Source organism: Salegentibacter maritimus, assembly GCF_016236975.1.
Classification (GTDB): domain Bacteria; phylum Bacteroidota; class Bacteroidia; order Flavobacteriales; family Flavobacteriaceae; genus Salegentibacter; species Salegentibacter maritimus.
Map to the genome: position 1 here is coordinate 30,689 of NZ_JAEHNY010000017.1, position 15,810 is coordinate 46,498.

Here is a 15,810-nt window from a genome sequence, read left to right on the forward strand (position 1 = left end):
CTTTTATAAGTTTTCCAGGCTCTCATATTTCATTTGGACAAGAGAAGGTTCTGCATCATTTACTTCCATTATGGCATTTTTATAGCTCTGGGAAGAGTTGATCACCACCCCGTTTTGATGTTTCTTTAGCGTAGAGAAAAATTTTACTTCAAACCAAACTTTATTTAATAAACCCTGCTCTGTTGTAGTAAGTTCTTGATCACCACTAATCAAATTATTCATATGCTTTTGGGCAACTTTTTTAATCTTATTAGCTGCTTCGTTTTGTGTAGGTAAGTTGCGAATAGCCCCAATGATAAAAAACATTTTTCCATACCCCAGCTTGGCTACATACTCATTTCCGTATTTAAGCTTATAAAGTTCCGGGTTTTCATTATAGATCTTCCTAAGTGAATCTCTTACCTGCCAATTATTTTGAAAATGCTGGTAGCCATCCTGGTATGATCCGCCACCAATTAAAACGCCTTTTTCAGTTATTGGGTATTGCTCAATAACCGATTGGTATAATTCGGTGCTAACAGCAAATTTGGTGGCAAAGTAATCTCCGGGATTGTAGAACTCATCAAATAACCTAAACGGATACATAAATTCTATGGGGTTGGCAGTGGTTTGCCAGGTTGGGCTTTGAGAAAAGGATTGATTTAGGGTGTAATATGAAGCTTCAGTTGCACCAAATGGATTGGCCACCGGGACATGGTTACCTGTGTAAATTCCCGAACCAACTTGTTCTTGATAAGGGTAGGTTTTGTTCAATATGTCCTGTCCGCTAAGATTAATAGATACATTACGTGTTCCGGCTGCTTTGTTATAGGTTGTTTTGGTGGTGTTACTTTTGTCTGCTGAGGTAAATTCAACAGAGGTTAACTCAGCATTGGTATAGGAATGTATGGCAGTACCTTTATCGCTATAAATCTTTTTAACCAAAGGAAATCCGTTTTCATATTTGGTTTCAAACCATAGATTTCCTTCCGGCGTATAATATTTAGACCAAAGTGGTTTATTGGTTTCACTTCGGCCCACCTCCATATAAAGATGCTGCTTTGGATAACTCGCATATACTTTAGCAGTTTTTATATAGCCGTTTGCGTAATATTCAAATTCAGCCGAAGGTTCCCCAGAACGTTCATATTGCCCTTGCTTTATCCATCCATTTTCGTGCTTACTGGTTAGCTCAAAGTTTGAATTAGACTGGATAGAATAATCAGTTTTTGGAGTATCATTCTCTTTTTCGCAGGAAGAAAGCAAAGTTATAATTGCCAGTAGGATAAATAGTTGTTGAGCTATACGCATTTTAAGGGCTAAAAATTGTTGATTGTAAAAATTATGCAGCCAAATTAAAGATTTATTATTAATTTTTTGGTAATAAACATGATTGATATAGATATAGCCGAAATTTTTTACACTCCCTTCTAATGGCTCTTAGTGTGCCGCTAGAGCCGTGAATATAGAATAATAATTAAAGCCGGTTTATTTTAGTTTAAGCCCCGAGCGGAACTAATAGTAATTTTAGTAATAATTGAGGTTTAATACTACGCGGTTTATCTAAAAGTAATTTGCCTGCATAAACCGGGTGAGAAGCATTTTATTTATGGGTTTTTACAATAAAATTGCTGAATAAAACCCTGGCTCCATGATTTTGTCTTAATGGGCTACTAATGTAAAAATGTTTGGCTTTTTCATTATTAAAAAGTTCGGTATCGGCAATTTTTGTCTTGTCTAAATATATTTTAACCCTATTTTGGTTTACCTGTATGGCTACATGCATTACCTGGTTGGCGTAAGTTTCCAGGTCAAATGAAGAAGACTGGTAAAGGTCTTTTGCCCTACTGTAAATGTTTATGTCGTTGTTATTCATATATTCCAGTTTTCCGGCCCAGATATTTTCGTTAGAAATCCAACCTCTAATACTATTATCTTTAGTGAAGCCAAAGTATAAGGAAGATAAGTCGTTAACTTTATCGGCGGCTACCAGAATATCAAATTCCAGGGTAAAGTTGGTAGGGTAATAGATGTTTTTGTTGAGCTTATAGGTTGTTCTTTCCCCCATTTTAAGCCATTTGCCTCCTATTTCATTTATACTAACTACTTCGCCGGTACTTGTGGTTTTCCAATCTAATGGCATAGCTCCACTAGGTATAGAGTTGAAATTGGAAGCGAAAATTGTAGAGTCCCCTGGTTTGAAGTCATAAACTTCTTCTAGTGTTATTTTACTTTTGCTTTGAGTTTTACCTTCTTTGTTATCTTCCTTTTTACCATTTAGCTTCTCTTCAACTATTTCGGCCGCTTTGTTTTCAAGCTTATCCTTAATTTTTCCGAATAATTGTGCCTGAACAGGCTTGGCAAATAAAAATAAACTTAAAATTAGAAGAAATTTAGAAGCTTTCATGATACGTCTATTTAGAGTAATTTATGAGCAAATGTAAGTATCAGCTCAATAAGCAAATCCAATTGAAATAAAGAATTATTATTCTATAAGTTTCGTTTAGAATTCCACCTTCTTGGATTAGTATTCGTTGAATAGTTCCAGTAGTGATTGCCTTTTTGATTGCGCTACTGGTACTGCAATATTATTTGCCAGTTGAACGCAGTGTCTTTTCTTTTGATAGGATAAGATATGCATAGTGTTTATGAGATGCGACTGATGTACCCTCATGAAATTAAATTTTTGCAGCTCTTCTTCAAAATTCTTCAAAGATTTAGATACTAAGATTTGGCGACCATCACATAGAAAAAAAATAGTATAATTATTATCGGCTTGTGCCTGAATAATATCTTTTAAAGGAATGATATGAATATCTTCAAGAGTTTTTAAAACTATTTTTTTCTCGGCTTTCATTTGTTGGTTGCTAAAGAGAGTCTCTAGTTTTAAACTATAACGATGGTCTTTAAGTGATTTTATAGTCTTTTCAATTGCGGAAATAAGATCTTGAGGGGAAATTGGCTTTAGAAGAAAATCCAGGGCACTTAGGCGAAAAGCTTTTACCGCATAATTTGAATAAGCTGTGGTAAAAATAACCTTAATGTTTTTATAGCCTTTTTGGAATAAATTCTCCAAAAAATCCATAGAATTTCCGTCTGGGAGGTTGATATCCAGGATAAGAATATCGGGAAGGAAATTTTCAAAGGCTACCTGGGCTTCTTTGATAGTTTTCGTAGTTTCTACCAAACAATCCTTAAAGTTAACCCTAATTAAGTCGCTAATCATATCTAAAGATGCATGATCATCTTCCAGTATTAAAATTTTTACATCGTTATTTATTTCTTTCATAACCTGCAAATTTAGAATTCAAGATAGGGTACTGTCAAGGTCACTTTGGTGCCGGGAAAAGCTTTGTCATTGCATGCCCTTTCTACATTTAGTACAATATGTGACTTATTCATTTTATTAAATTCTTCTACTCTATTTTTTAAAATTTCCCTTCCCATAGAGCGATGAAGTTTTTTATGGTCTTGAGACCTGTCTGTCTGAATGCCTTTTCCATTATCTACAATTTCTATGTAGAGGACTTTTTTCTTAACATCTTGCCTGAACAGAAGTTTTACCTTACCATTTTCTCTATTCTGTCTCGCACCGTGAATTACGGCATTTTCAACAAAAGGTTGCAGTAGCATTACCGGTATTTTAATAGTTTCCGGGTCATGAACATCCTTATAAATAATGCGGTATGAAATTCCTTGATTTTCAGGGGTTTTTTGAAGTTCAAGGTAGTTGGATAAAATTTCCAGTTCGTCTGTTAAATTTATATATTCTTCGTCTGAATGTTCTAAAATAAGCCTTATTAATTTGCTGAAATTATCTAAATACTGCATAGAAGTATTAGGTTCATTTTTATAGATGTAATACTGAACCTGTTGGAGCGCATTAAAAAGAAAATGCGGATTTAATTGAAGTCTAAGGAATTTACTACGAAGTTGCGACTGCTGTAAGGCTTGTTTTGTTTTAAGATGGTTTATTCTAAAGAAAATGATTGTCAATATTAGAAGAAAGAAGATGCCACCCCCAAAAATTAGCCAGGTAATTTTTTTGTTATGAGCTTTTTTTTCGGCCTCTAGATTGGCAATTTTTCTTTCTTTTTCGGCAGTATCATAAAATGTTTTAATGGCAGCTATTTTTTCTTCATACCTTTTTTCTGCTATTTGATCTTTAATGCTATCATATCGGTTATAATAATCTATACCTTTTTCATAATCTTTTATATTGATATAGGCATTTAGTAAGTTATAGAATAATTGTTGTAGTTCTTGGGAAGAAGCCTTTGCCAGGGCTTTCTCATAATAATTGATTCCCTCCGGTACTTTGCCCGAATTTACTAATGCATAGCCTAGATTGTTATAAGTAATAACAGATAGAGGCATTTGTAAACTATCCCTTATCCTTAAACTTTTATTAGCAGTGTTAATGGCCAACTGCCATTGGGATTCTTTGATGTATTGATTACTAAGATTCGTTAAAATAACGACTTCAACTTTAGGTTGCTCAATTTCTTTAGCTAACTGCAAAGCCTCTTTGTAGACCTTTATTACTTTGGGGTCATTCTTTTCCATATAAACCCCGCCGAGGTTAACCAAAGTTTTAAGGCGCCAAAAATCATTGTTTTTATAGCCCAATAATGCTTTTTTGAAGCTTTTTTCGGCGCTGTTAAAGTTTTTGGATCTTGAGTACACTATTCCAATTCCTGAGAATAGTTCTACGCGATCTGTTTCAGATAACAGTTCCAGGTGCTTTTTGGCATCCATATAATTAGACAGCGCAATATCCAGTTCGCCCTGCAATAGGTTTATTTTCCCCAAATAGATGTGTGCCCTGCCAACAGTTTGAAAATTCTTAGGTTGTTTCCTGATAATTTGAAAGCTTTCTTCTTTAGCTTTTTCCAGGGCTCTATTCTGAATTAGGGAGTCAATACTTTTAAAGTCCTTGGGGTTTTGCTGTATTCCATAACTAAAAGTAAAAAGCAGGTTGAAAAAGAGTACTATTGTAAATTTTGTAAAATAATGCATGAAGTTTAATTGGGGGGTAATGCTGTGGGATTCTGCTAGATTGGCGCTGTTTAGTACGACAAAAGTATTACATTCTTAAAGGATAAAAAATGTTATTTTACTCGATAATCGAGATTTAAAAAATCTATGGCTTGTTACAAGGTAATTACTTTTCTAAGCCAATACGTTTGCAAAAGTATAGTATTAATCTTGTTTTTGCTTTTAGCAGAAATCAATTTAAGGTTTAAGGCATCTTAGTCTACCGGTTTTTGATTTTTAGAAGTATTTTTTAGTTTGGCAGATGGACGCGGGAAGTTTACAAATGAGCTTAAGCTTATAGGTTTATCCTTATATAAAAACAATACTATTTGGAGCTGGAAAAATAGTGAAGTTCTTATATAAGGATAAATAAAGGATATTATTAGGGGCTTTACTCGGTCATAGATAGATCTGAAGCTCCTTTGATTTCCGTTGATATCTCACCAAGCCAACCAACATTTCCCTGCGCCCCTGTGTAGATGCTTATAAAATCTACACCTCTTAATGCTACGGGGTTCATATTATCATCTACTGCCCAATCCAAATCCATGGCGTTTCCGGCATAAGTATTATAATCAGCATCAAAATTGTCTACATACCCCCATTCAAGTGCATCTATAGAGGCAAATCCTTCCAGGCTCACCTTAGGGTAAACCCGGGTTCCGTTAAAACTCATTTTATCCTTTTCTTCAATAAAGAGTGGATAGTAATTCTGGGAGTGGTAGGGATTAACCATTACACTGTCCTGGTTTTTCTGGTTATCTTCCCAGGGTACATTGGCGTACTCTTTTGGATTGGTGTAGGTTAATTGATAATTCAATATAGTTTCTTCTTTTTGATGTGCACTTCCTGCTAGTTCATACCAGGTGTCATCTGGTAAGCCATTACCATTCTCATCAAAAGAAACCTTTACAATACCGGGTTCAGAAAGTCCGCCCATTGCATTACCATAAACTACAAAGTCTTTAGCATCTTCTCTATTTTCAATGGTATGATCAAAAGTGAACGTTACGTAGCCTCCCCATGCTCCTAAAGATAGAATGGCCGATTTTCCACCCACTAATTTTTCTGCGCTTTCCAAAGAACCGTAGGTTTTATTAATATATTGGCCGGGTGCAGGTTTATATTCAATAATTTCAGAAATATATTTACTGCTGTTTTCTGTTTTTGGGCGGAAATAAAGCTGATAAGGATCATTTACGGTAACTTCATAAGAGCGCAGCAGAGAGTCGTTATTCGCCAATGCTTTAAATTGTAGTGCAAATGTGCCAAATTGTTTGGGGGCGTAATGAAGGTTTTGAGCTTCAGAAACTTTATCATCACCTAGTTTCCAGCTAAAACCTGTCCCTTCCGGTAAATTTAGAATTTCAGGATTAATAGATAAAGTATCTCCCAGGGTTAATTCGTAATCTTTCTGGTAATTTAGATCCGAAAACTCCATAGGAATTATACCTGGGCCGTCATCTTTGCTACAAGATGAAAAAAGTAAAATACCTCCAATAAGGATTAATGATTTAAAAAATGATTTTTGTTGCATTTGATTTGTATAAAGGTTAATAATTGGAATTAACTTATTTTACAAAACAAAACAGCAGGGGATATAGTTAGAATAGAAGACCTACCCAAAGCAATAACTCCCGAAAGCTTTGTTCCTTATGTTTCCGGCAGGTTTTCTGACTTCTCCCTCTTTTTAAACCTTCCCATCCCAAAAGACAGTGGTATCAATAAAAAGATTTTCCTAAAAATTAAGGAAAGGATTTACAGCAGCGGGAACTGTTCAGGATTTACACCTGATTCCCTTTTAATACAATACCTTAAAAGCATTGTAACCGAAAATCCCGGCAATATTAAGTTAAATTTCTGGTTTGAGAATCTTAAAAACTGAATTTATCTTTACTTCTTTTTAGTTATAAGCTCAATGAAAGTCTTGAAATTAAATAAATAATCCCTAGTTTTATCCCGCATAAGTTCTTTAGCATACTTCATCAAACAGAAAAGGTTTTACTTAAGGTAGATTAATAGGGAATCGTGTGAGAATCACGAACTGTCGCGCAACTGTAAGTAACATAATAAAGCTACTGTCCAAAGAATTATCCACTGCATAACGCGGGAAGGATGACAGCAGCCGTTACAAGTCAGGAGACCTGCCTATTCTGATTGGACAATGCTTTCGCGGTTTGAAGCTTAGGTCTTAGAGATGTACCCGTTATAATACTTTTTATTTTACAGGAGAAGTATGTCTTTTTGGGTGTATCTTCTTTCTCCTTTTTTTTCTTATCGCCTGGCATTACGAAGCATTTATAAAGACTTTTAAAACAAATTGTTTAATTATTAAAAGTTAGAAATGCAAACGCACATTCTTGGCTATCCGCGAATTGGTAGCAACAGAGAACTCAAAAAAGCCTGCGAGCAATATTGGTCAGGCAAAAGTGAACTTCAGGATCTTCTTCAGGTAGGAAAAAAAAGCCGCCATGAAAACTGGAAGCTTCAAAAAGACGAAGGAATTGATCTAATTCCCTGTAACGATTTTTCTTATTATGACCAGGTTTTGGATATGAGCCTTACCGTAGGAGCTATTCCTGAACGTTATAGGGAGATTGAAAGTAGAAGTGACTTAACCAATCTTGATTTATATTTTGCGATGGCCAGAGGCTATCAAAAAGATGGCTTAGATATTACCGCCATGGAAATGACCAAATGGTTTGATACCAATTATCATTATATCGTTCCTGAATTTTCCAAAAATCAGCACTTTAAGCTTAACTCCAATAAGATTCTTAATGAATTTAAAGAAGCAAAGGAAGCTGGGATTCATCCTAAACCTGTAATTATTGGACTGGTTACATACCTTCTTTTGGGAAAAGAAAAAGAGGGAGGTTTTGATAAAATAGACCTTGCAGAAAAATTATTGCCGGTTTACCAGGAGCTTTTAACTCAATTACAGGAAGAAGGAGCACAATGGATTCAGTTTGACGAGCCTTTTCTAGCTTTAGACCTAGATGAGAAAGCCAGGGATGCCTACTCTTTTGTATATAATGAGCTTAGAAAAAAATTCCCTAAACTTAGATTTGTTCTCAGCACTTATTTTGAAGGCCTTAAAGACAATCTTGCCCTGGCTCTAAAGCTTCCGGTAGATGTGTTACACCTGGATTTGGTGCGATGCCCATCACAATTAGACAGGGTGCTTGAAGAAATTCCTGCTAGCTTAAATTTATCGCTCGGGATAGTAGATGGACGTAATATTTGGAAAAATGATTTTGAAAATTCCCTTCATCTTATTCAAAAGGCACAGGATAAAATAGGTTCTGATAGATTGCTACTGGCTCCTTCCTGTTCGTTGTTACATGTTCCATACGATCTTGATTTGGAGACTGAAATAAACCCTGGAATTAAGAACTGGATGGCCTTTGCCCGGCAAAAAGTAAGAGAATTAAAAACTCTTCGGGCTTTGGCTACCGGTAGTACTGAAGCGCCCCTTTTAAAGGAGTTTAAAGAGAATTTAGATGCTGTTAAGAGTAGAAAAACTTCAGAGGTAATTCACAACAAAAAGGTGAAAGATGCGGTGAGTCAAATTTCAGAAAAAGACTCACAAAGATCCAACTCCTTCAGCATAAGAAAGATTGAGCAGCAGAGAGTACTGGATTTGCCTTTGTTCGCTACTACCACCATTGGTTCGTTTCCGCAAACCAAAGAAGTGAGGAGTTGGAGGGCTCAATTTAAAAAAGGAAAATTATCAGCAGAAACATATGATAGTTTACTAAAAAAAGAAACCCAAAATGCCATAAAATGGCAGGAAGAAATAGGTTTAGATGTTCTTGTACATGGAGAATATGAGCGTAATGACATGGTAGAATATTTTGGAGAGCAATTAGATGGTTTTCTGTTTACCAAAAAAGCCTGGGTACAAAGTTACGGTAGCCGATGTGTTAAGCCTCCTATTATATATGGAGATGTCTCCAGGCCAGAAGCCATGACGGTTTATTGGTCTCAATATGCGCAATCTTTAACCGATAAATGGGTTAAAGGAATGTTGACGGGGCCTGTAACAATCTTGCAATGGTCTTTTGTTAGAGACGATCAACCAAGATCTGCCACTTGTAAACAAATAGCTTTGGCTATTCGTGAAGAAGTAAAAGATTTAGAGCAGGCCGGGATTCAAATAATTCAAATTGACGAACCTGCCATTAGAGAAGGATTACCGCTACGGATATCCGGCTGGAAAGAATATTTAGATTGGGCGGTTACTTGTTTTAAATTAGCATCGGCAGGGGTAAAAGATTCTACTCAAATTCATACACACATGTGCTATTCTGAGTTTAATGATATTATGGAGAGTATAGCAAATATGGATGCAGATGTGATTACCATTGAGTGCTCCCGATCGCAAATGGAGTTGCTGGAAATTTTTTCTGATTTTGAGTATCCCAATGAAATTGGTCCGGGGGTTTATGATATACATTCCCCCAGGGTTCCTGCCGCCGAAGAAATGCTTACTTTGCTAAAAAAAGCCGAAAAAGTAATCCCTGCAGAACAACTTTGGGTAAATCCAGATTGTGGTTTAAAAACCAGGAAATGGGAAGAAACTGAAGCTGCATTAAAAGCAATGGTTAGCGCCGCAAAAATGGTAAGAACTGCTTTGGTGGAGAATTAAAACCAACTTTTTTTATAAATACCCATGAAGCACGAAGAAAAATACTGCCCAAGATGTAAAACAGCCTTTGAATGTAAAGTTGGCTCTATAGAACTTTGCCAATGCTCTCAAGTGGTACTGGATAATGAAGAACTGGAATACATACATAAGCTTTATGAAAGTTGCCTTTGCGCTAAATGTATGAAGGCTTTAAAAACAGAGTATCGCAACCAAAATTTACAGGAAAAATTAAAGGCTATTCTGGGTGTATTTTATAGGCCGCCAAAAAATAATAAAGGCGGCTGAAGAGGCTTAGTTGGAATTTTATTGACACTGCCAAAGGGTGTAACACCCCGAGGTAGTTAACTGAAAAAGTATATTTGGTTAACAATAACAAATTAAGGCTGTCTGAAAGGTTAATTTTCACCAAACTGGATTTATTTCAGTTTAAAAAGCTCAAGGTGAATTTTTAAGGCTTTTCAGGCAGTCTTTTTATATCCTGATATCTCAATCTGCCAGGTTTATTTTTCAGTCCGGAAATTTTAACCGGTTACTTACAACCCACTTTAGCCGATATTAATAGCTGTTGATTAAAATGAGTAAAATTTGTTCAAATAAAAAAAAATGATTCTTTCCAGTTTACATCTCTTGTTCTTTTCATGACTTTTTTACTTAAGTGGGTTTACGCATTGTTAGCAGGGTCTTTTTTAAAGAAAATATAAATAGGTTCTATAAAACTATTTATAAGGCATATAAATTTTCCTCAATTTATAGGTTTTAGAAAAATAAAATAAAACTTTGGAAATAGTATATTAGCATTTTGTTAACTATTGCAAACATTATGAGTGCCTATACCTGGCGTAAAAGGTTTAAAAATGCTGCAAAAAAAACTGAAGGACGGAGATTCAAAAGCATTAGAGGAAATTTACAACCTGTATTTTTCTAAAGTATATGCCGTTGCCATAAAGTTTGTGAAAAATGAAAGTGTTGCCCTGGACCTGGTGCAGGACTCCTTTTTAAAAATATGGAAAAACCGTAGTAGCATTAATTTGGAACTCCCTTTAGATCAGCAGTTGTATGTTATTACCAAGAATGTTGCTTTTGACTATTTTCGAAAAAAAGTAAACGAAGAAAAGCTATTGAGGGAATACAAATTACACCAGGAGCAAGCCGGGAACCCTACAACTTCTAGTGAAAATAATCAGCTAAAAAAATTGAATGGCTTATTAGAGCAACTCCCTAAACGACAGCAAGAAATTTTTAAATTAATTAAATTTCAGGGATATACTTATAATGAAGTTGCTTCTAAGTTAGGTATTTCTAAACATACCGTTTCCAGCCACTTTTCAACAGCCATGAAGTTTTTAAAAAAGAATAGTAGGCTGTTTAGCTTTTTCTTTCCAATACTATAAAAACTTAAAATTTTAACATTTGGAACTAGTGATTTTCTAGTTGGGCATCGTAAACCTTATAGAAACACTTGTAACCAATGTCTCAAAATATTCACGTTTTATTAGAAAAATTCTTTGAGGGTAATTGTACTCGTCATGAAATCAATGTTTTGAAGAATTACTTCGAAAAGGATTCTTTTGAAGAGCTTGAGGCTTTTTTGCTGGATGAATGGAATAACCCTAAGCCTAATGATTTACCCCGTGAAAAAAGGGAATTGGTTCTGAAGGAGATTATGAAACAGGTGAGTGTTGAAAAACAGTCACGTTTTAAATTGACTGCATTTTTAAAATATGCAGCCATCTTTATTGGAATACTTGGCGTGTCAATCTGGTTTTTTAACCTGCCCGCTGATACGCAAAATAGTCCTGAAATAACCATTGAGTTGGAAGATGGGAGTATAAGAACATTAGATTCACAAGAAGACCTGGTAGAACATTCAGATTTTACTTATAAAAAGGGGAAATTGTTGTATACACCAAAAAGCAAGCCTTCAAATGAAAAGTTGGAATTTAATACCATACGTGTGCCTTTTGGAAAATCGGTAACATTGGTTTTATCTGATGGTTCCACGACTATAATTAATGCGGGGTCTTCTTTAAAGTATCCAAAAACTTTTCTAAAAGGGAAAGGCCGTGAGGTTTACCTTGAGGGGGAAGCGTATTTTGAAGTGGTCTCAAACCCTGACGAACCATTTATAGTAAATTCAAATCATACCAGAACACAGGTTTTAGGGACAAAGTTTAATGTTTCGGCTTATCCTGGCGATAAGGATGAGAATATTGCATTGCTGGAAGGTTCAGTGCAGGTTTCTACAGAGGGATTACAGCATACAAGTGTGCTTAAGCCTAATGAAATGGCTGTATTTCAAAAATCGAAGAATTCTTTGCACAGTGTTAATACCAATGCTGCCGATCATATCGCATGGACTAAAGGAATTATGCTTTTTAGAAACGAAAAGTTTAGCACAATTCAACGTAAACTTGAAAGACACTACAATGTTAGTATAGATTGTAAAAATAAAGATCTATTACAGCAAAGCTTTACCGGGCGTTTTAGAAATGAGTCTATAGAAGAAGTTTTTAAAACCTTTCAGAGAGCCGCCTCCTTCAATTTTAGTATAAACAACGATAAAATTACCATTAATCCAAAAAATAATTAATATGACATAAGGCTACAAAAAGAGAAAATCGGAAAATGCTGGAACATTTCCCGATTTAAAATACAAATTATTTAAAAATTTCCTCAATTCTTAAACTAAAAACAAAATTATGAAAAAAATATTAGCTTTGTTCGGAGCTACCGAACCAAAGTGTAAAAGGTTATCGCTTAAACTTTCCTTTTTATTTTTCATGCTTTCTCTTTTCCCAATTAATGCCAATACTTATGGGCAGGAAAAAGTTTCAATACATCTGGAAAAAGTCTCTCTGGCACAGGTGTTTGAAGAGATAGAAGCAAAGACTTCTTATAATATCTTTTATGAAAACTCTATAATTGATTTAGAGCGAAAAGTTTCCTTAGATGTTTCAAATCAAGAAGTTGAAACCGTTCTGGAGATGCTGTTCAAGAATACAGCTATTAATTTCGAAATTTTAAAGGAGCAAATAATTCTAACCAAAAAAGATATTCCGTTAAAGTCTAGCTCCCGGGAGCCCCAATCGCAACAAAGGGAAATTAGCGGAAAGGTTTTAGATGAAAAGGGAGTTCCGCTATTGGGCGCTACAATTACTGTTAAGGGTATGAACCGCGGTACTACCGCTAATTTTGACGGTGAATTTAGCCTGGCAGTACCAAATGAGGCTGTTTTAAATATTTCTTTTGTAGGTTATAAAAGTAAAGAAGTTGAGATAACCGATAAGAATTTCTATGAAATAACCCTACAAGCAGATCTTGGTAATCTTAATGAAGTGGTTGTAGTAGGATATGGTACTACAGAACGACAGAATTTAACCGGTGCGGTGAGTACGGTAAATATGGAGAATATCCGAATGCAATCTCCCAACATAAATCTAGACCATGCTTTGCAAGGTCAAATTCCCGGAGTTTATGTTTCTGGAGCTACCGGGCAACCCGGGGCACCTGCCAGAATTAGAATTAGGGGAACAACTTCTTTACAGGGCTCAAATCAACCGCTTTACGTAATTGATGGTATTCCGGTGGTTCCTAATAGTAATATCCCGGTAGGTGGTAGAGAAGGCCAGGGACTGGGGGGTGTGCTGGAGGCGCAAGGCCTAAATACACCTATTGGAAATATTAATGCGAACGATATTGCTTCTATTACTGTATTAAAAGATGCATCTGCCGGGGCCATTTACGGTTCTCGTGCAGCCAATGGGGTAATAATAATTGAAACCAAATCAGGGAATTTTTCCCAGGCTCCCCGATTTAATATAGATTATTCTTTAAGCTCGCAGGAAGCCAAAACCCTTGATGTTTTAAATGCTGAACAATTTAAAGCAATTACTACTACCGCAGTAGAAAACGGTATCTTAGATAATTCTTACACTAGAAATGTTTTAGATGGTTCTTATTTTGGAAATGCCAATACCAATTGGGAAGAAGTACTTTCTCCTTCTAGTTCGGTAATCTCGAATTTTAATTTAAGTGTGCAGGGTGGTAGTGAAAATACCCGATATTTTTCAGCAATAGGAGCTAATACACAGGAAGGGGCTTTTGAAGGATCAAACTTCGATAGATATTCGTTTAAGCTTAATCTGGATACTAAAGTTAACAATGCATTGAATATTGGAGTTCAGTCCAGTATTTCATATACAAACCAGGATGCGCTTGATAGGTCATTAATTGATAGAATGTACACCTTTAGACCAGATTTGCCAATTTTTGATACTGATGGAAATTATTCTTTTTCCAGTGGTTATGCAAGTGAAAGCCCGGCAGCTTTAGCCCAGGCTACCAATAATAACCAAACCCTATTACTGCTTACTTCTTTATTTGCAGAATTGGAAATTACCGATGGTTTAACTGCAAAATCCCTTATTGCATTAAACTACAACGATGGTTCGCAAGCAAGTTTCTATCCAAAATTCACCTTTAGAGGTGGGTGGAGTAGTTTTACAGGAGAAGGCGATGGATATGCCCAACAGAGCTCCAGTAAGTTTTCTAACCTTATGTGGGAAAATACATTAAGATATGATAAAGTCTTTCATGAAGTTCACCAAATAAATACAGTAATTGGTGCTTCATTTGAGCAAAATAAAACTTCTTTGCTTAAAGGCTGGGGAACCGGTTATTTTAACGATGTGCTTACCAACATCTCTAGCGCTACAGTAAGTAGGGACGCTTCCTCTAATAAAACGGCTTATGGTTTGGAGTCTTATTTTGGAAGATTCAATTATAATTTTGATTCCAGATATTTACTAAGCTTATCGGCCAGGGTAGATGGTTCTTCCAAATTTGCCAAAGAAAATACCCACGCTTTTTTCCCTGCGGCTGCAGTGGGATGGAGACTTTCAGAAGAAGCTTTCCTTAAAAACTCTAATACAGTTAATGAGCTTAAGTTAAGGACTAGTTGGGGTGTTACGGGACAACAGGACTTTTCTCCTTACCAGTGGAGAACGCTTTATGCAACAGATGATTATGGAGATATGCCCGCTATTGTACTTAACCAGTTAGGAAATGATCGCTTAAAATGGGAACGCAGTAAACAATTTGACCTTGGGGTTGATTACTCCCTTTTTGATGATAGGCTTAGCGGTACTATTGGTTATTATGAAAAGAATACCGAGGATGCTATTTTTACAGCCATTAGTCCGGGTAGTACAGGTTTTTCTTCTGTACAGGCCAATGTAGGTAATACCAGTAACAAGGGTGTTGAGTTTGAAATAAATGCCGATATAATTAGATCAGATGACTTCAACTGGCGCCTTGGCTTAAATGCCAATAAAAACAGAAATAAATTAACCGAAATTTCTGATGACTTTAAAGATGAAGATGGTTTTGTATCTGGCTTTGGCGGTGGAGGTTTACTTAGGGAAGGAAGCCCAATAGGACTTATCTACGGTTATGTGTCAGAAGGTATTTTTCAGGAACAAAGCGAGATTGATGGGCTAAATGCTAATTCTCCCACCGGAATTTACCAAGAGGCCGGGACGTCTCCAGGTGACCTTCGATTTGCAGATCTTAACAATGATGGAGTGGTGAATGCCCAGGACCAGGAGGTTATTGGTGATACCCAACCCGATTTCTTTGGAGGGTTTACCAATACCTTTAGCTATAAAGGCTTCTCACTAACTACCTTGTTCAATTTTTCAGTAGGGAATGATTTACATTGGTTTAACCAGGCAAGGTCTATAAATTTTGCCAATTCATATTTTGGTGAAAATAAGACTACTGAAGTGCTTAATGCCTGGACCCCAGAAAACCCAACCAACCAGCCAAGGGCAGTTTATGGAGATCCAAATAATAACGATCGTATTTCAAGCTATTATGTATATGATGCTTCTTTCCTACGTTTAAAAACCGTAAACCTTCAATATGTGTTTTCTAAGGAAGCTTTGAACAAGTTTGGGTTTGTAAATAGTGCTACTATATACGTTACCGGACAAAACTTGTTAACCTTTACCAACTACCCTGGTGCAGATCCTGAAGCTTCTAACTTGTATAATAACGATATAAGTGCAGGAAGAGACAATAACAGGTATCCTATATCTAGAGTATTTACGGCAGGAGTGAAAATTGGATTTTAAAAACTATAT

At 35.9% G+C, this 15,810-nt stretch carries 10 protein-coding genes and 2 riboswitches; of the genes, 5 read left to right on the plus strand and 5 right to left on the minus strand.

Going from position 1 to position 15,810, the window contains the following annotated elements:
* Positions 1-3 precede the first annotated feature (3 nt).
* The 5 genes from I6U50_RS15240 to I6U50_RS15260 form a co-directional block, all read right to left on the minus strand.
* Entirely contained in the window at positions 4-1,290 is a 1,287-nt protein-coding gene (locus I6U50_RS15240) for a hypothetical protein (RefSeq protein ID WP_198639479.1), read from the minus strand.
* A gap of 292 nt (positions 1,291-1,582) precedes the next feature.
* Positions 1,583-2,386 (minus strand): hypothetical protein, encoded by an 804-nt coding sequence (locus I6U50_RS15245; RefSeq protein ID WP_198639480.1) that lies wholly within the window; start codon positions 2,384-2,386, stop codon positions 1,583-1,585.
* A gap of 117 nt (positions 2,387-2,503) precedes the next feature.
* Positions 2,504-3,268 (minus strand): LytR/AlgR family response regulator transcription factor, encoded by a 765-nt coding sequence (locus tag I6U50_RS15250; RefSeq protein WP_198639481.1) that lies wholly within the window; start codon positions 3,266-3,268, stop codon positions 2,504-2,506.
* A gap of 11 nt (positions 3,269-3,279) precedes the next feature.
* Positions 3,280-4,998 (minus strand): tetratricopeptide repeat-containing sensor histidine kinase, encoded by a 1,719-nt coding sequence (locus tag I6U50_RS15255; protein WP_198639482.1) that lies wholly within the window; start codon positions 4,996-4,998, stop codon positions 3,280-3,282.
* A gap of 409 nt (positions 4,999-5,407) precedes the next feature.
* Entirely contained in the window at positions 5,408-6,553 is a 1,146-nt protein-coding gene (locus I6U50_RS15260) for a hypothetical protein (RefSeq protein ID WP_198639483.1), read from the minus strand.
* Positions 6,554-6,662: 109 nt separating this feature from the next.
* Positions 6,663-6,865, minus strand: a riboswitch (cobalamin riboswitch).
* Between the two features lie 130 nt (positions 6,866-6,995).
* Positions 6,996-7,182, plus strand: a riboswitch (cobalamin riboswitch).
* Between the two features lie 178 nt (positions 7,183-7,360).
* On the opposite strand from I6U50_RS15260, the gene metE reads away from it, so the two are divergent.
* From metE to I6U50_RS15285, 5 genes are all read left to right on the plus strand, one after another.
* The gene (gene metE, locus I6U50_RS15265) at positions 7,361-9,667 is read left to right on the plus strand and encodes a 5-methyltetrahydropteroyltriglutamate--homocysteine S-methyltransferase (RefSeq protein ID WP_198639484.1); all 2,307 of its coding nucleotides are present in this window, start codon (positions 7,361-7,363) and stop codon (positions 9,665-9,667) included.
* Between the two features lie 24 nt (positions 9,668-9,691).
* Positions 9,692-9,952 carry a cysteine-rich CWC family protein gene (locus I6U50_RS15270; RefSeq protein WP_193712014.1) on the plus strand — a complete coding sequence of 87 codons (261 nt, stop codon included), beginning with the start codon at positions 9,692-9,694 and terminating at the stop codon, positions 9,950-9,952.
* 569 nt (positions 9,953-10,521) lie between these two features.
* Entirely contained in the window at positions 10,522-11,058 is a 537-nt protein-coding gene (locus tag I6U50_RS15275; RefSeq protein WP_198639485.1) for an RNA polymerase sigma factor, read from the plus strand.
* 77 nt (positions 11,059-11,135) lie between these two features.
* Entirely contained in the window at positions 11,136-12,257 is a 1,122-nt protein-coding gene (locus I6U50_RS15280; protein WP_198639486.1) for a FecR family protein, read from the plus strand.
* 109 nt (positions 12,258-12,366) lie between these two features.
* Complete coding sequence (locus I6U50_RS15285; protein ID WP_198639487.1) at positions 12,367-15,801, plus strand: TonB-dependent receptor; 3,435 nt, start codon at positions 12,367-12,369, stop codon at positions 15,799-15,801.
* The last annotated feature ends 9 nt before the right edge of the window (positions 15,802-15,810 follow it).